A 15,791-nucleotide genomic window follows, 5' to 3' on the forward strand; every position below is an offset into this window, starting at 1 on the left:
AAGGCGGCACGCGGCTTTGGCGGACTATTCGTGGAAGGCGCGGTTGTCGACGCGCTCGGGCTCCTCCTCCGACTCCATCTGGGCGGAGGATTGGCCATGACCCTTCTCGGCCTCGGCTTCTTCCAGGCTGCGGCGGCGGCGCAGCAGGTAGGGGCTGATTCTCTGGGAGTACAGATGTTTAGCAGAACTGTTCACAGCCTTTTCCCCAATCCTGTGCACAAGATCGCGTGGTCTAGGATCGTAGTGACGCCATATTTAGCGTGAACCCACTAACACAACGTTAATTTGCCTGCGGGCAAGCGAGGTATATTTCCACTTATAATTGCTCGTTCTATATAGGTAGGAGCAGGATGGATGTTAGAAGTTGATATTGAGTTACGAAGCACGCCAGTAACTGGCGAAGCTTGCGCCAAATCGCGCTGAAGCCATGAGTTTCGGTGCGATCTTCTGCCTTTGCTTGCGAACGCTTACCGCGCTTCGCCGTCGATCTCGATACGATCCACTTGCTCTTCGTAGAAGCAAAGCAGATCCTTGATCCGTCCTGCTTCGTCGAACGGATTCGGATAGCTCCAGACAACGTCTGGCCAGACCTGATCGCCCATGTGCAGCGACCAGTACCGGGCGAAGCCCTTGTACGGACAGCCGGTGCGCGTGTTGCTGGGCTGCAGCAGATTCGTGCGGATATCTTCCGCGGGAATGTAAAAGCGCGGCGGGTGGCCGGTCTCGAACAGAAAGCATGCCCGCCGTGTCTCGGCGACGGTCTCGGCCCCGGCCAGCACACGTACCTGTCGGCTTGACGGCAGGATGTCGATGCGGACGTAGGGATCACGCGGATGGATGAAGACTTCCTCGTCCTCCTCGTACCAGTGGTCCAGGGCGTTCCAGTAGAAAGCCATCCAATCCCTGATCTCGCCGATCTCCGGAAATGGCGCCTCATAGGACCAGACGGCATTCTCGACCCGGCGGTCGCCGGCGATCAGATGCCAGTAACGGGCCTCGCCCTTGAACGGACAGAAGGTCGTGCGTGCACTGGACTGGAGCAGGTTCGTGCACACGTTTGCGCGCGGTATGTAGTAGACGGGGGTATAGCCGGTTTCCACCATCAGCCGTGCCTGCGTGGTGTCGAACACCGTTTCCCCGGCCAGGGTAGCGCGGACACGCCGCTCGCTTGGAACGAAGTCGATGCGGTAGTCCGGCCTTCCTGGCCAAAGATTCGATCTTTCCCTGATCATTTGAGTCATAACACTTTTCGACTCCGATATTTCCATTCACCTTCGCAGTTAGCCGCGTCCGACGCCTTTCGCAAGGCCGTCCGGGTCATTCCGATGGTTTCAGGTGTTCGACAAACCAATCGCGCGCATGGCGGCAAACCTCACCCAATGTATCCGGTTCTTCGAACAGGTGCGTCGCGCCCTCGACGATTCGCAATTCCTTGGCGCAGGTCAGCCGCGCCAGAGCATTCCTGTTGAGTTGCAGGACCGCCTCGTCGCGCCCGCCGACGATCAGCAGCGTGGGCGCTCTTACATCCTCCAGGTGGCCCGCGGCCAGATCGGGCCGGCCACCCCGGGATACCACGGCGCCAACGGCCGTACCCAGCCGCGCCGCGGCCACCAGCGCCGCGGCAGCGCCGGTGCTGGCCCCGAAAAGGCCAAGGGAAAGGCTGCCGATGTCCGGCTGGCGCGTGATCCAACCCGCCGCCGATTCCAGCCGCTCGCCCAAGAGCGGGATATCGAAGACATTGTGCCGATCCAGCCCTTCGGTCTCGGTAAGCAGGTCGAAGAGAAGCGTGGCCAGTCCGGCACGCTGCAAAACCTCGGCTACGTAGGTGTTGCGCGGGCTCAATCTGCTGCTGCCGCTGCCGTGTGCGAACACGACCAGGCCCTGCGCGCCGGCGGGTACGCTCAGGATGCCCGGCAACTCGACGGGCGGCAGCACGACTTCGCGTTGCTCGATGGGGGCAGGCGTTTCAGTCATGCCGGCAGATCACCAGACGCCAAGCATGCACCGCAATGAGCGAGATCAGAGTCGCATCATGGCGACGGCATCGAAGTGAAATGCGGTGGAGTGTCGACGGTCAATCGGCCTGCAGATACCAGCGATACTCCTGCGGCGGAAACTCGGCTTCGTATTTGTCCATTTCCGCCAGCTTGCAGGCAGCATAGGCATCGACATAGCCGGCGCCGAGGTAATCGCGCAGTGTGTCGGCGTCGCCCAGCACCTCGAAGGCCCGGCGCGGCCGCCAAGGCAGATCCTCGTCGAAGGCGTAGCCCGCATTGCCCTTGAAGGACTTTCCAGGGTCCAACTTATTCGCCATGCCGTGGTGCATGCCTGCCAGCATCGTCGCCAGGGCCAGGTAGGGGTTGGCGTCCGCGCCCGCGACGCGATGCTCGATCCGCCGCGCGCTGCCCTTGCCAAGCGGGATGCGCATCGCCGCCGACCTGTTCTCGAATCCCCAGGTGCGGCGGATTGGCACGAAGATATTGGGGACGAAGCGGCGGTAGGAATTGGGGTTGGGGGCCAGGAACGCCATCGCCTCGGGCATGGTGTCCAGAATGCCGGCGATGGCATGCTTCAACAGCGGACTGGCCGGATCCGTCTTGCCGCCGTCGAAGGCATTATCGCCGTTCTCGTCCAGGGCGCTGACATGCATGTGCATACCCGAGCCGGCAAGATCCGGGTAGGGCTTCGCCATGAAGGTGGCCTGCATGCCGTGACGGCGGGCCACGCCTTTCACCGCCCGCTGGAACAGCACGCAATGGTCGGCGGCCATCAACGGATCGGCGACATGGCCGAGGTTGATCTCAAACTGGCCTGGCGCGTATTCGGCGGAGATCGCCCCCGTCGGGACGTCCTGCATGGCGCAGGCGCGCGTCACCTCTTCGAGGAACTCGTCGAAGGCGTCGACGTCCGCCATGCCGTAGACCTGCGTGGCGTCGTCGCGCTGCCCCGTCAGGGGTGAGACCGGCGGCTGCGGGATGTAGCCCTGCACCCGCTGCGCGTCGATCAGGTAGAACTCCAGCTCGAACGCCACGACCGGCCGCAAGCCCAACTCGCCGAAGCGCTCGGCCACACGGGCCAGGACGTTGCGCGGGTCGAAGGTGTAGAGGTCGCCGTCGGCCGTGTGGAAGTTCAGCAGCACCTGGGCCAGCGGCTTCGGCGCCCAGGGAACCCGCTTGAGCGTGCCGGGAATGGCGCGGGCCAGAACGTCGGGATCGCCGTCGGAGAAGCCGCGTCCGGCCGGATCGTGGCTTTCTCCCTTGGCGTCGAGCAGGAAGGCCGATCCGGGAAACGCCAGCCCTTCCTCGAAGATCTTGTCGATGTCGTCGATGGGGTAGCGCTTGCCGCGGACGACGCCGCTCAGATCGGCGAAGATCGCGTCGACGGCGCGAACTTCGGGATTATCGCTCAGGAACGCGGCGACTTCGGGCAGGCGGCTGTCGCTCGGATAATCGTCGTCGGAAGTGGAATGGCTGTCCGGCATGAGCCCTCGTATTCGCGTGGCGGCATGGGACGGCTGCCGCCTCCGGGCGACCCCGTCCTCCGTGTTCCCGCCGCTTCCCGTTACTTGAGCGCGTCGAGCGGCGGTAATCAAGAGGCAGGTGGCGGAAGGCGGCTTACCGTCCCGGTGCCAAGCGTCACTCGATTTCGAAGATGCCCTCGATCTCTACCGCGACGTTCAGCGGCAGCGAGCCCACGCCCACGGCCGCGCGCGCATGCTGGCCGCGGTCGCCGAATACCTCGGCCATAAGGTCGGAGCAGCCGTTCACGACCTTCGGCTGGTCGGTGTAGTCCGGGGTCGCGTTGACGAAACCGCCGAGCTTCACGACGCGCTTCACCCGATCCAGGTCGCCGCCGCAGGCCTCGCGCACTTGAGCGATCAGGTTGAGCCCGCACAGCCGCGCCGCCTTCTGCCCCTCTTCGAGGCTGACGTCCTGGCCCAGCTTGCCCTTCACCTTGATCTCGCCGTCGGCCATGGGAAGCTGGCCGGACAGGAACACCAGGTTCCCCGAGATGATGTAGGGGACGTAACTGCCCTGCGGCTTGGAGACGGCGGGAAGCTCGATGCCCTTTTCCTTGAGGCGCGCCTCGATCTGACCGGCCATGTTCGGTTCCTCCGTGTAAGATACAATGTCTGGTCTTGGTGTTGTCGTCTGATATCGGCCCGTGCGGAGCATAGCGGCACGCTCGCCGGACGCAATCGCCCAGCCGCGACGGCAGGGCGAGCAAGAGCGCCAGTACTACCCCCTGGCGGCCTTCACGTCAGGGGCAGCATCACATGCTCGCGGAAAGCCGACCGTTCCGCCAGGCGGTCGTGCCACGCCGAGACGTTCGGCGCCTCCTCACGCTCCATGGGCAGGTGGAGCCAGCGGTAGGTCATGGCGCCCAGCGGAATGTCGCCCATCGTGAAGCTGTCGCCCGCGATATAGCGACGGTCCGCCAAGTGCCGGTCCAAGATGCCGAAGAGCCGGTCCAGCTTTTCCCGCCCGGCCTCGACGACGGCCATGTCGCGCTGCGCCTCGGGCGTGCGGATGAGATTCCAGAATACCGGATGGATTGCGGGATTCACGGCTGTTTGCTGCCAGTCCATCCAGATGTCCGCCGCCGCCCGCGCGGCCGGATCCTGCGGCCACAAAGTGCCGGCAGCATATCGCGCCGCAAGGTAGCGGACGATGGCGTTGGATTCCCAGACAACGGTTCCTTCGTCGTCGATCGTCGGCACTGTCCCGTTCGGGTTTAGCGCCAGGAACCAAGGCTGGTCGTTTCCTCCGAACCCGCGTCCGACGTCGTGGCGATGGTGCGCCAGCCCCAGCTCGCCCACCGTCCACATGACCTTCTGGACGTTGACCGAGTTCTCCCGGCCATAGACCTGAAGCATGAAACTTCCTTCCCCCTGAACGCTATCCCGTCTTCGCCGTCCGGCGCAGCGCCGCCGCCACGATCTCCGGCAATGCATCTTCCAGCCTGTGTGGCGAAATGCCAAGGTCGCGAAGCGTCGAATGCTCCCCGCCGACAATCTTGTCGGTCTTGAGCAGCCGCACCTGATCGCGGATCAGCGGCGGGTTCGGGAGCAATTCCAGCGCCGCCGCCAGTAGCATCGAGGCCGGATAGGGCAGGGCAGGCAGCCAGCAGCGCGTTTCCGCCGCAGCCCGGATCATCTCCACCATGGCGCGCAGCGTGAAGATCTGCGGGCCCCCGATCTCGTAGATTTGTCCGCCGGCGCCCGAGTGCTCGATCAAGGCTGCCAATGCATGCGCCAGATCGTCGACATGCACCGGCTGCACCCGCGTACGTCCGCCGCCGATGAGCGGGTACACGGGAAGAGTGCGCAGCATCCGTGCCGTGGCCGTGACGAAATGATCGCCCACGCCGAATACCAGGCTTGGCCGGACGACCACCGCCTCTGGAAGGACCTCGCGAACGGCGGCCTCACCCTCGGCCTTGGTGCGGTCGGCCATTGCCGGCGCGTCGCGGCGCACCCCAAGGGCGGAAACGAAGACAAAGTGCCGGCCCCCGGCGCGCCGGTATAACTCGGCGCACTGCCGCGGCGCCTCGACGTGCAGTGCCCGGAACACATGCGCCCCACGCGCTTGCACCAAACCGGGCAGGTAGACGACGGCCTCGGCGCCGGAGACGGCGCTGCGCACCTGCTCGGTATCGCGCACGTTGGCGGTGAAAGGCTCAACGCCAGCCGGCAGGTCGGCCATGTGCGCTTGGCGGGAGGCGGCGCGGACAGCGGCGCCATGTGCCGTCAGCCGCGCGGCGAGTGCTCGGCCGACGAAGCCGGTGCCGCCCAGAATCGTCACGCGCCGCGGAATCATCGTCTCCCCGTCAACGGCTCAGCAGCCACAGGACCAAACTCACGGCGAGCGAGATGAGAATGGACGTGCCAAGCGGGATGTAGACGGTGAAGTTGTCCCGCTCGATGACGATATCGCCCGGAAGGCGGCCCAGCCCAAGCTTCTGCACCAGCGGCCAGAGCAGTCCCGCCACCAGCAGGATCAGGCCGAGCGTGATCAGAAAACGCGACATGGACCCTATGTGGGGCTGACTTTCTGCGCGGACAAAGCCACCTCATCCGAAAGTAGTCTAACCGCGCGCAAGCTCGCTGTGACCGCCCTCGCTCTTGTCCTCGGCGGTGACCTTGTGGGCCAGCGCCGCCTCCAGGAAGCCGGTGATATCGCCGTCCAGCACGCGTTGCGCATCGCCGCGTTCCACGCCCGTGCGCAGGTCCTTCACCATCTGGTAGGGCTGCAGCACGTAGGAGCGGAGCTGGTGGCCCCAGCCGATGTCGGTCTTCTGGTCGGCGGTGGCCTGCGCCTCTTCTTCCCGCCTCTTGATCTCGCGCTCGTAAAGGCGCGAGCGCAGCATCGACATCGCCTGCGCCCGGTTTTTGTGCTGCGAGCGCTCCGTCTGGCACTGCACCACGATGCCGCTGGGCATGTGCGTGATTCGCACGGCCGAGTCGGTGGTGTTGACGTGCTGGCCGCCCGCGCCGGACGATCGGTAGGTGTCGATGCGCAGGTCCTTTTCCTCGATGTCCACCTCGATCCGATCGTCGATCACCGGATAGACCCAGACGCTGGCAAACGAGGTGTGGCGGCGTGCCTGGCTATCGAACGGGGATATCCGCACCAGGCGGTGCACGCCGCTTTCTCCTTTCAACCAGCCATAGGCGTTGTGGCCGGCCACCTTGACCGTGGCGGACTTGATGCCGGCTTCCTCACCCTGGCTCTCGTCGATCAACTCGACCTTGTAGCCCTGGTCCTCCGCCCAGCGGGTGTACATGCGAAGCAGCATCTGCGCCCAGTCTTGGGCCTCGGTGCCGCCGGCGCCGGCGTTTACCTCCAGATAGGCATCATTGGCGTCGGCCTCACCGGAGAGCAGCGATTGCAGCTCCATCTTGGCGACGCGCTCGCGCAGCTTGCGCAACGCGCCCTGAGCCTCGCCCACGGTGTCGTCGTCGCCCTCGGCGTCGCCCAATTCCTCCAGCGTGAGCGCGTCGTCCAGCTCCTGCTCGATTTCGCGAACGGCCTGGATCTGGCGCTCTAGATGCTCGCGCTCGCGCATCAGCTTCTGGGCGTTGTCGGGGTCGTTCCAGAGGTTGGGATCCTCCGCCCGCGCGTTCAGTTCGTCGAGACGGCGTAGCGCGTTATCCCAGTCAAAGATGCCTCCTCAGCAAGGTCAGCGACTGACGCACGTCGCTGGCCAAGCTCTCGGTTTCCGCACGCATTGGCGGTCCTCCCTAAGCTCTTCGAATCCATCCGTGTTCCGGGGCGTGTTCTAAGCTCCGTCCCGGCCGACGGCAAGGGTCAGTACAGGCCTTCCGGGCCGCCGACGGCCGGCGCCGACGTGCTCGTCGCGGCCGAACCGGCCTCGCTGCCGCCGCCCTCGGGCGTGCCGCCGCGGATCACCACCTGATCGTCGCCGGGGCCCTGGCCAGCCTTGAACGCCTCCAGGATGACGGTTTCCGATCCCGGACCCGCGCGCTTGCCGGTATCGAGGTCCATGCGCACCAAGCGGATGCCCGGCGGGATGCGGAATGGGATACCTGGCTTGCCCTGCAGCGCCTTTTCCATGAATGCCTTGAAGATCGGGCCGGCGGTGTTGGAACCATAGTCGCGCGGGCCCAGCGTGCGATGGTCGTCGAAGCCGACGTAGACGCCGGCGACCAGATCGGGGGTGAAACCCATGAACCAGGTGTCGAAGCTGTCGTTCGTCGTGCCGGTTTTGCCCGCCAGCGGCTTGCCGATAGAGCGCATCCGCCGGCCTGTCCCGCGCTCCACGACGCCGTGCATCATGGAGACGACCTGGTAAGCGGACTGCGGGTCGGCGATCCGCTCACGCGTGTCGGGGATCTCCGGTGGCTCCTGGCCCAGCCACAGGTCGGCGTCGCAGCCCTCGCACGGGCGCTTGTCGTGCTTGAACACGGTCTCCCCGTGGCGGTTCTGTACCCGGTCGATCAGCGTCGGCTGGATCTTCTTGCCGCCGTTCACCAGCATGCCGTAGGCCGATGCCAGGCGCAGCAGCGTGGTCTCGCCCGCGCCAAGCGCCATGGCGAGGCGGGGTTTCAGATCGTCGTAGATGCCGAACGCCTCGGCAGTCTCCGTGATCTTGTCCATGCCCACGGTTTGCGCCAAACGCACCGTCATCAGGTTGCGCGAGCGTTCGATGCCCACGCGCATCGGCGTGGGGCCGTAGTATTTCTGGCTGTAGTTGGCCGGCTTCCACTTGCCCAACCCCTCGCCCTGATCGATGACGAAGGGGGCGTCCAGGATCATCGTGGATGGCGTAAAGCCGTTTTGCAGGGCGGTCAGGTAGACGAAGGGCTTGAAGGCCGAGCCCGGCTGGCGCGCCGCCTGCGTCGCGCGATTGAACTGGCTGCGCGCGAAGGAGAAGCCACCCTGCATCGCGAGCACGCGCCCGGTATGGGGATCGAGCGCGACAATGGCGCCGGACACGTCCGGCATCTGTTCCAGCGCGAAGACCTCGGCATCGTCGCCGGCATCCGAGACGACCACCACATCCCCTGGAGCAACGACGTCGGACGGTTTCTGCGGGCGGTGACCGATGCGCTGTTTGGGCAGGTGCTGGCGCGCCCACTTCATGTGGTCCATCGGGATGTGGCCCTGGCGGCCATCAGCGAGTGCGATGGACGCCGACTTCGCGTCAACTTCCAGCACGGCGGCGAGGTGCCAGTCGGCGGGCATGCCTTCGGGCGGTTTTACCTGTTTCAACGCGACGCGCCAGTCCGCCTCCGGATCGATTGTCGCGTGGGGGCCGCGCCAGCCGTGCTTGTGGTCGTAGGCGATCAGGCCGTCGCGCAAGGCCTCCTCCGCATGGTTCTGCAGCGCCGGATCCAACGTGGTGCGCACAGAAAGACCGCCCTTGTAGAGTTGCCTTTCGCCGTAGAGCTCTTCCAGCTCACGGCGCACTTCCTCGGCGAAATAGGCGGCCTCGGCGACCTCCGCCGGGTCGCGCTCGCGCGTCTTCAGCGGTTCCCCGCGTGCGCGTTCGGCCTGCTCGGGCGTGATGTAGCCGTTCTCGACCATCTGCGAAACCACCCAGTTCCGCCGGGAAACCGCGGCGTCTCGGTTGCGTTCGGGGTGGTAATTGTTCGGCGCCTTCGGCAGCGCGGCCAGATAGGCGGCCTCGGCAATGGTCAAGTCGTCCAGGGGTTTGTTGAAGTAATTGAGGGCTGCCGCCGCCACGCCATACGAGCCGCCGCCAAGGTAGATCTCGTTCAGATAGAGTTCGAGGATGCGGTCCTTGCCGAAGGTATGCTCGATCCGAAAGGCAAGGATGGCTTCCTTCACCTTGCGGGCGATCGAGACCTCGTTCGACAGCAGGAAGTTCTTGGCTACCTGCTGCGTGATCGTCGAGGCGCCGACGGGCCGGCGGTCGGTGCCCAGGTTCGCCAGGTTCGTGACGACCGCGCGCGCGATCGACGGGAAATCGATGCCGGGATGGCTATAGAAGTTCTTGTCCTCGGCGGAGAGGAAGGCGTTGACCACCCGGCGCGGGATCGACTCCATGGGCACGAAAACGCGCTTTTCCTTGGCGTACTCCGCCAGCAGCCGTCCGTCGCCGGCATGCACGCGCGTCACCGTCGCCGGCTCGTAGTCGGCAAGCTGTGTGTAGTCGGGCAGATCCCGGCCGAAGGTATAAAACACATAGAGCGTGCCGCCGATGCCGATCAGGCCAAGCAGCAAAAGCGTCGCCAGGATGCCTGCAAGTGTGCGCACGTCGTCAAGTCCGTCCCGGTGTTGCGCGGCCGGCCCGCTTTGGCTCCGGCCCGCCGCCTCGATTCGACCTGTTACGGTTCGGGTGAACGATCACGCCACAATTTGGCGCGGGTGTGGCCGCGCGCCAAGCGCTATGATTCCGTTCGTCAAAGCCGGTTGCGTGCTTCCTGCCACTCGAAGAAACGGTCGACGGCATCGTGGATTGCCGCACTGACCCTCTGCTTATGCGCATTCGAGCGCAATTGGCGCTCCTCGCTGGGGTTCGACATATAGCCGATCTCGAAAAGGATCGAGGGCACGTTGGGCGATTTCAGCACTGCGAATCCGGCATAGCGGTGCGTGTTGTTGAGCAGCTTGACCCGGCCGTCCAGTTCCTTCACCAGCATGTTGGCGAAGTTCTTCGAGGCATTCATCGTCTCGCGCTGCGCAAGGTCGATCAGAATCTGGCTGACGACTTCCGTCTGGCCGTTCAGGTCCACGCCGGCGATGATGTCGGCCTTATTCTCCTTCGTCGCCAGCGCCGCGGCTTCGGCGTCCGAGGAGTTCTCCGAGAGCGTGTAGACCGAGGCGCCGCGAATCCTGCCCGAACTGTGCGTATTCGCGTGCAGCGAGATGAACAGGTCGGCCTGTGCCTGCTGCGCAAGTTCGACGCGATGGCGCAGGCGCAGGAAAATGTCCTTGTCGCGCGTCATCACAACCCGGTAGCGCCCGGTGCTCTCCAATATCTCCTTCAGGTGCCGGGCATAGTCGATGACGATGTCCTTCTCTCGCGTGCCGGAAACGCCGACGGCGCCCGGATCGACACCGCCGTGGCCGGCATCGATCATCACGGTGGGGCGCCCGTCGCTGCCCGGTGCGGCGTCCCGCCGGCGCGGACCGGGCGTGGGCAGCTTCTTCTCCGACTTGATGGTGCGACTGGAGGTTTTTTGAAACGCACTTTGGCTGACGTGCGTGAGATCGACCACAAGGCGGTGCGGAAAGTCGCCCCGGGGCGGCAGAACGAAGGCCTGCTCCACCTTGACCGGCGACTTGGCATCGAGCACCACGCGGCTGGTTCCAGGCGCGAAGAGGCCGAAGCGCAGTGCCTCGACCACGCCGGTATTCGTTTTGCCGAGCGTCTCCTCCGGCACCTGCCAGTCGACCTGCGGCAGATCGATCACGACACGATAGGGGTCGGGCAGGGTGAAGATCCTGTACGCCGGCGCCTCGTCGATCTCCATGACGAAGCGGGTCTTGTCGGGATGCTGGCCCAGCCGCACGGCGCTGACACTGGGCTGCGCCGCGGCTGTTGCGGCCAGCGCCAGAAGCACCGGCACAACCGCGGTGAGGCGCCCGATCCAGCGGGTAACGCGCTCCAGCATGCGATGTGACTCTAGCTGCCCCTCAAGAGTTATCCACAGCTTATATCGCAAAAAGGGTTAAAGCTAAATAACAAATGCCCGAAATCCCGACCAGATTTCGGGGAAGCCATCAAACGCCGCATGGATTTTTACCGTTGTGGTCGAAGCCCTTGACGTAATAGCTTAAATAGTGTCTTGAGCCGGATGGCGTCCGACTGCCGTACCTGGTGGGTCGGATGTGCGGCGATCCTGCCTGTGCCGCTGGGCGGCCCTGGCAGAGGTTGGACCCGCGAGCGCGGGCCCGGCGGCAGGCTGAAGGCACCGATGACGGTGTGCTTATCGGCCGCCGCCTGAATGCCGCACCGAGTAAAAGACACGAACCGACTCTCGTTCGAGAGGGGATATTGCGGGCTCGACCGACCGCCAACGTCAACGAAGACCTGACCGGCTGCCACGCCGGTACGGCGGCGCGCCTTATCGGCGTCTACGCAGTCAGCCCGCATACCGCACTCGAGTGCCTCAGAACACGCGTTCGCGACGCGCGACGTCGCGACGCCGCCAACGAACTCGCGCCGCGAGCCGGTCTTTGCGCCGGTAGCGCAGGACGCGAACCAGGGATATCAATCGATGACGAAACGCATGCTTTTGGATGCAAGCCACCCGGAAGAGACGCGGGTGGTGGTGCTGTCGAACAACCGCCTGGACGAATTTGATTCCGAGACGAAAGAAAAGAAGCAGCTTAAGGGTAATATCTATCTGGCTAAGGTAACCCGCGTCGAGCCGTCGCTGCAGGCCGCCTTCGTCGACTACGGCGGCAATCGTCATGGTTTCCTGCCGTTCTCCGAGATTCATCCCGACTACTACCGCCTCCCCATCGCCGACCGTGAGGCGCTGCTGGAGGAAGAGCAGGCCGCGCAGAAGCGCGAGGACGACGGCGACGCGGACGGCGAGGCCGGTAACGGCGTCGACTCGACCGAGCCGGATGGCGAGGCCGAGGCTGCGGCGGCGGGCGCCAAGCGTCGCGTCTCGGCCGACGGCGAGGCCGATAGCAGCGATCCCGAGGTGGAGCAGCTCGAAACCGGCAACTCGGTCGAAACTCTCGCGGGCGACGAGATCGAGGATGCTGCGCGCCGCCGGGCGGCTTTTCTGGGTCGCTACAAGATCCAGGAGGTGATCAAGCGCCGTCAGGTCATTCTGGTTCAGGTCGTCAAGGAAGAGCGCGGCAATAAGGGCGCGGCGCTTACCACCTATCTCTCCCTGGCGGGACGCTACTGTGTGCTGATGCCCAACACCAACAAGGGCGGAGGTATCTCGCGCAAGATCGCCAACACCAAGGACCGGCGGCGGCTGAAGGGCGTCCTGTCGGAGCTGAATATTCCCGATGGCATTGCCGTGATCGTGCGCACAGCGGGCAGCAACCGCACCAAGGCGGAGATCAAGCGCGACTACGAGTACCTGCTGCGCACGTGGGATCATATCCGCGAAACCACGCTGCAATCGACGGCGCCCTGCGCGATCTACGAGGAAGCGAACCTGATCAAGCGGGCCATCCGCGACCTTTACACCCGGGACATGGACCAAGTCCTGGTCGAGGGTGAAGAGGGTTACAAGGCGGCCAAGGCGTTCATGCGCTCGCTCATGCCCTCGCACGCCAAGAAGGTGCAGAAGTACGACGACCCGAAGGTGCCGCTGTTTCACCGCTATCAGGTCGAGTCGCAGCTCGACAACATTCATAACCCGACGGTGCAACTCAAGTCGGGCGGCTACATCGTGATGAACCAGACAGAAGCGCTGGTTGCCATCGACGTGAACTCCGGCAAGGCGACGAAAGAGCGCCATATCGAGGAAACGGCGCTGAAGACCAATCTTGAGGCGGCGGAAGAGGTGGCCCGTCAGCTCAAGCTGCGCGATCTGGCCGGGCTCATCGTCATCGATTTCATCGATATGGACGCGGCCAAGAACAACCGCGAGGTGGAGCAGCGCCTGAAAGAGGCGATGCGTCAGGATCGCGCCCGCATCCAGCTTGGCCGCATCAGTCCCTTCGGCCTGCTGGAGCTGTCGCGCCAACGGCTGCGTCCCAGCCTGCACGAGACTTCGACCGAGGTGTGCCGAAGCTGCGGCGGCAGCGGCTTCGTCCGTTCACCAGAGTCGACCGCGCTCCATGTCCTGCGAGCGCTGGAAGAAGAGGGCATCCGCGGGGGCGGCGGCGAGGTCATGCTGACCCTGCCCGCGGGCGTCGCGCTCTACACGCTGAACGAAAAGCGCAGCCGTCTTTTCGAGATCGAGCGGCGCTATAACTTCCGGGTGCGCGTGCAGACAGACGACCATCTGGTGCCGCCTGCCTACCGCCTGGACCGTTTGAGCACTGTGGCGGCCGAGGAAGAGATCGCTGCCGAAGAAGAGATCCCGGCGGAAGCTGGCGAAGCTGTGGAGCGGGAAACGCCGGCTCAGCGCGAGGATGCGGAGGAAGCTGCCGGGAAGTCGCGCAAGCGCGGCCGCCGCGGCGGGCGCAAGAACCGCAAGACGGCGGAAGGCGCGGAGGCTGCCGAGGCCGCCCAGCCCGCCAGTGAGGAGGATGGAGAAGCCGCCGCCGTCGCGGCCGCCGAGTCGACCGACTCTGCCGTTCAGGAGGAAAGCGTCGAGGCCGGGCCCGCCGCCGCTGGAGAAGAGGACGAAGATCAGAAGGCTAAGCGCCGCCGTCGTCGGGGCAAGCGCGGGGGCCGTCGCCGCTCCAAGCGTCGCGAGGACGAGGGCGCGATGACGGAGTCCGCCGAGGCGACTCCGGGCGGCGAGGATGCCGTTGCCGCAGAGCCTGGCGAGGCGGCCGCGGCCGCGCCTGCCGAGGGTGAAGCGGAATCGGCGGTGACAGAGGCGGAGGTTGCTTCGGCGACAGCAACTGCCGAGGCCGAGAGCGTCGCCGAAAGACCGTCGCCCGAGCCCGCGATGGCCGAAGCCCCGGCAGAGGACGCAGACAAACCGGCCAAGGCCGCCACGGTCGGCGGCGAGGAGGCCGAGGGGGAGGCGGCCGCCAAACCGGCCAAACCGGCCAAACCGGCACGCCGGCGGACGACGCGGCGCAAGCCGGCCAAGGCCGCTGCCGCGGAAGCCGATACCGGCGAGGCTGCGCAGGAGGCTGCACCTCAAGCAGCCGCCGACGTCTCCGGGACCGAGAGTGAGGCGGCCGCCGAATCCGCGGCGACCGAGGCGGACAGCAAGCCGAAGTCGCGTTCAAGGTCGACCGCAAAGACGACCGACCGCAAGACGACCGGCCGTAAGAAGGCGACGACCAGCAGCACCTCCGCGAAGTCGGGCACCAAGACGACCACAACCCGGACCCGGCGCACGACGAAGTCCAAGGCCAAGGCTGCGGAAGAGAAGACGGCGGAACCGGCATCCGAAACGGCGCCGGTGGAACCCTCGGAGCGGGCCGAGCCATCGCAGCCCCAACCCGAACCGGCAACGGCCGCTTCGAGTACTGGCGAGGGTTTTGGGGGGCCCGCTTCGGACACCGCGGGTGGTGAGGTTGCCGAGCCACAAGGTGCGGATAAGGGCGGTGATCAGACGGAAGAAGACCGGCAGCCCAGGCGCCGTGGCTGGTGGCAACGGCTGATGAGCTAAGCTTCTAGGGTATAGGGTCGATCACGCGAGTCTGGCGTGATCGACCCGCGCGCCTTGCGCTTGTTATGGAGGGAGGCGATGCCTGGTCCTCACACCGCGAATTCGGCGACAAGCGGGGCGTGGTAGCTCTCGGGGCTCTTGTGGGCACTGGCGTAGCCGATCAGTTCGTCGCCCAGTGCCTCGTTGTGGATCTCGACCCCGCGCAGGTGGGTTAGCAGGGCGCGAGAGGCCAGCAGGTGGTCCAGCATCGCCTTGTAACCCGCATGCAACACCGAATAGCGCCGGTCGGGCGGTATTTCCTGCTCAAGCGAGATCAGGCTGCGAGTGGCAAGGCGGGCATTGCCGGTATCGCCGACGTCGGCGCGCAGGACTCGAAGCGGCATTTCCCGTTCCTCGGCGTTGCAGTCGCCGCAAACGCAGATCCAGGCGTTCGGGTCCGCGTCGAAGATCCGCTCCACCGCCAGCCGCGCCTCGAAGGCCTGGCCGATCCGCTTGACGGCCGCCAGGAAGAACCCTTCCGCCCAGCCGCTGACCGTCTTCCAGGCGAAGGCGTCCTCTTTCTGTCCCTTGATGTGTGCAGCCAGCGGTGCGCGTAGGTGCAGGTTCAGGATGTGCAGTCGCTGGCCGCCGGGTAGCTCGACCGTGGCCGTCAGAACCGGGCGCTCCCAACCGACCGCTTCGTCCGTTTCCGCCAACGGCTCCGCCGTCATCCGGCGATAGGACGGAGCCGGGACGAGGTCGTGCCGGATTTCGTGCCAGTCGCTAAAAGGGTGGCGGCTGAGGATCACCAGGTTGTGCTTGTCCGCCACGCCCCGCTGCGGCCCGGCGGGATTGGTGCTGGCAACCCGGTGAAACCCGGCGTAGGGCGTCTCCGCCAGCAAGCTGTCCAACGCGCGAAGCTGACGCGGTCCGCCGCCCACCGGCTGCTGGCCGTTGACCTCCTGCAGGCATAGGACGTCCGCGTCGAGACGTTCGAGTTGCGGGCGGAGAACGGCGATGCGGGTGTCCAGCGGCGGGTCGGCGTCCGGGCGGTCGTCCAGGTTTTCAAGGTTGAACGTGGCGATCCGCAGCCGAGAGCCCATGCCGCCGC

At 65.4% G+C, this 15,791-nt stretch carries 13 protein-coding genes; 1 reads left to right on the forward strand and 12 read right to left on the reverse strand.

What is annotated here, in order from left to right; all coding sequences use genetic code 11:
• Positions 1-24 precede the first annotated feature (24 nt).
• The 11 genes from DRB17_RS20170 to DRB17_RS06720 all read right to left on the reverse strand — a co-directional run bounded on the left by DRB17_RS20170 (position 25) and on the right by DRB17_RS06720 (position 11,104).
• Positions 25-195, reverse strand: coding sequence for a hypothetical protein (locus DRB17_RS20170; RefSeq protein WP_153242362.1), 171 nt, complete (start codon positions 193-195; stop codon positions 25-27).
• Between the two features lie 272 nt (positions 196-467).
• Positions 468-1,241 (reverse strand): DUF427 domain-containing protein, encoded by a 774-nt coding sequence (locus DRB17_RS06675; RefSeq protein ID WP_114581412.1) that lies wholly within the window; start codon positions 1,239-1,241, stop codon positions 468-470.
• 76 nt (positions 1,242-1,317) lie between these two features.
• Positions 1,318-1,974 (reverse strand): dienelactone hydrolase family protein, encoded by a 657-nt coding sequence (locus DRB17_RS06680; RefSeq protein ID WP_114581413.1) that lies wholly within the window; start codon positions 1,972-1,974, stop codon positions 1,318-1,320.
• Positions 1,975-2,074: 100 nt separating this feature from the next.
• Positions 2,075-3,481, reverse strand: coding sequence for a glutamine synthetase family protein (locus tag DRB17_RS06685; RefSeq protein WP_114581414.1), 1,407 nt, complete (start codon positions 3,479-3,481; stop codon positions 2,075-2,077).
• Between the two features lie 154 nt (positions 3,482-3,635).
• Positions 3,636-4,103: a RidA family protein gene (locus tag DRB17_RS06690; RefSeq protein WP_114581415.1), complete on the reverse strand. Its 468-nt coding sequence runs from the start codon at positions 4,101-4,103 to the stop codon at positions 3,636-3,638.
• 152 nt (positions 4,104-4,255) lie between these two features.
• Entirely contained in the window at positions 4,256-4,876 is a 621-nt protein-coding gene (locus DRB17_RS06695) for a glutathione S-transferase family protein (protein ID WP_114581416.1), read from the reverse strand.
• 22 nt (positions 4,877-4,898) lie between these two features.
• Positions 4,899-5,819, reverse strand: a complete 921-nt coding sequence (locus DRB17_RS06700) for a complex I NDUFA9 subunit family protein (protein WP_114581417.1) — start codon at positions 5,817-5,819, stop codon at positions 4,899-4,901.
• 10 nt (positions 5,820-5,829) lie between these two features.
• On the reverse strand, positions 5,830-6,030 hold the full coding sequence (locus tag DRB17_RS06705) for a DUF2905 domain-containing protein (RefSeq protein WP_114581418.1): 201 nt from the start codon (positions 6,028-6,030) through the stop codon (positions 5,830-5,832).
• Between the two features lie 57 nt (positions 6,031-6,087).
• A protein-coding gene (gene prfB / locus DRB17_RS06710) for a peptide chain release factor 2 (protein ID WP_114581419.1) occupies positions 6,088-7,231 on the reverse strand; the annotation gives its coding sequence in 2 pieces (ribosomal slippage) (positions 6,088-7,161 and positions 7,163-7,231; 1,143 coding nt in all).
• A 79-nt stretch (positions 7,232-7,310) separates the two neighbouring features.
• Entirely contained in the window at positions 7,311-9,743 is a 2,433-nt protein-coding gene (locus DRB17_RS06715; protein WP_114581420.1) for a penicillin-binding protein 1A, read from the reverse strand.
• A 146-nt stretch (positions 9,744-9,889) separates the two neighbouring features.
• On the reverse strand, positions 9,890-11,104 hold the full coding sequence (locus DRB17_RS06720) for an N-acetylmuramoyl-L-alanine amidase (RefSeq protein ID WP_114581421.1): 1,215 nt from the start codon (positions 11,102-11,104) through the stop codon (positions 9,890-9,892).
• A 606-nt stretch (positions 11,105-11,710) separates the two neighbouring features.
• On the opposite strand from DRB17_RS06720, the gene DRB17_RS06725 reads away from it, so the two are divergent.
• Positions 11,711-14,701 carry an Rne/Rng family ribonuclease gene (locus tag DRB17_RS06725; RefSeq protein WP_114581422.1) on the forward strand — a complete coding sequence of 997 codons (2,991 nt, stop codon included), beginning with the start codon at positions 11,711-11,713 and terminating at the stop codon, positions 14,699-14,701.
• Between the two features lie 89 nt (positions 14,702-14,790).
• Here DRB17_RS06725 and DRB17_RS06730 read toward each other — a convergent pair whose 3' ends face one another.
• On the reverse strand, positions 14,791-15,783 hold the full coding sequence (locus DRB17_RS06730; RefSeq protein ID WP_114581423.1) for an endonuclease/exonuclease/phosphatase family protein: 993 nt from the start codon (positions 15,781-15,783) through the stop codon (positions 14,791-14,793).
• Positions 15,784-15,791: the final 8 nt, after the last annotated feature.

Source organism: Ferruginivarius sediminum, from assembly GCF_003344765.1.
Lineage (GTDB): Bacteria > Pseudomonadota > Alphaproteobacteria > Kiloniellales > Rhodovibrionaceae > Ferruginivarius > Ferruginivarius sediminum.

Bases quoted from the DNA above. Each gene is read 5' to 3' on its own strand.
- DRB17_RS06725 (WP_114581422.1), top strand. From the start codon at position 11,711: ATGACGAAACGCATGCTTTTGGATGCAAGCCACCCGGAAGAGACGCGG.
- DRB17_RS06720 (WP_114581421.1), bottom strand. From the start codon at position 11,104: ATGCTGGAGCGCGTTACCCGCTGGATCGGGCGCCTCACCGCGGTTGTG.
- DRB17_RS06730 (WP_114581423.1), bottom strand. From the start codon at position 15,783: ATGGGCTCTCGGCTGCGGATCGCCACGTTCAACCTTGAAAACCTGGAC.
- DRB17_RS06700 (WP_114581417.1), bottom strand. From the start codon at position 5,819: ATGATTCCGCGGCGCGTGACGATTCTGGGCGGCACCGGCTTCGTCGGC.
- DRB17_RS06680 (WP_114581413.1), bottom strand. From the start codon at position 1,974: ATGACTGAAACGCCTGCCCCCATCGAGCAACGCGAAGTCGTGCTGCCG.
- DRB17_RS06675 (WP_114581412.1), bottom strand. From the start codon at position 1,241: ATGACTCAAATGATCAGGGAAAGATCGAATCTTTGGCCAGGAAGGCCG.
- DRB17_RS06685 (WP_114581414.1), bottom strand. From the start codon at position 3,481: ATGCCGGACAGCCATTCCACTTCCGACGACGATTATCCGAGCGACAGC.
- DRB17_RS06690 (WP_114581415.1), bottom strand. From the start codon at position 4,103: ATGGCCGGTCAGATCGAGGCGCGCCTCAAGGAAAAGGGCATCGAGCTT.
- DRB17_RS06705 (WP_114581418.1), bottom strand. From the start codon at position 6,030: ATGTCGCGTTTTCTGATCACGCTCGGCCTGATCCTGCTGGTGGCGGGA.
- DRB17_RS06695 (WP_114581416.1), bottom strand. From the start codon at position 4,876: ATGCTTCAGGTCTATGGCCGGGAGAACTCGGTCAACGTCCAGAAGGTC.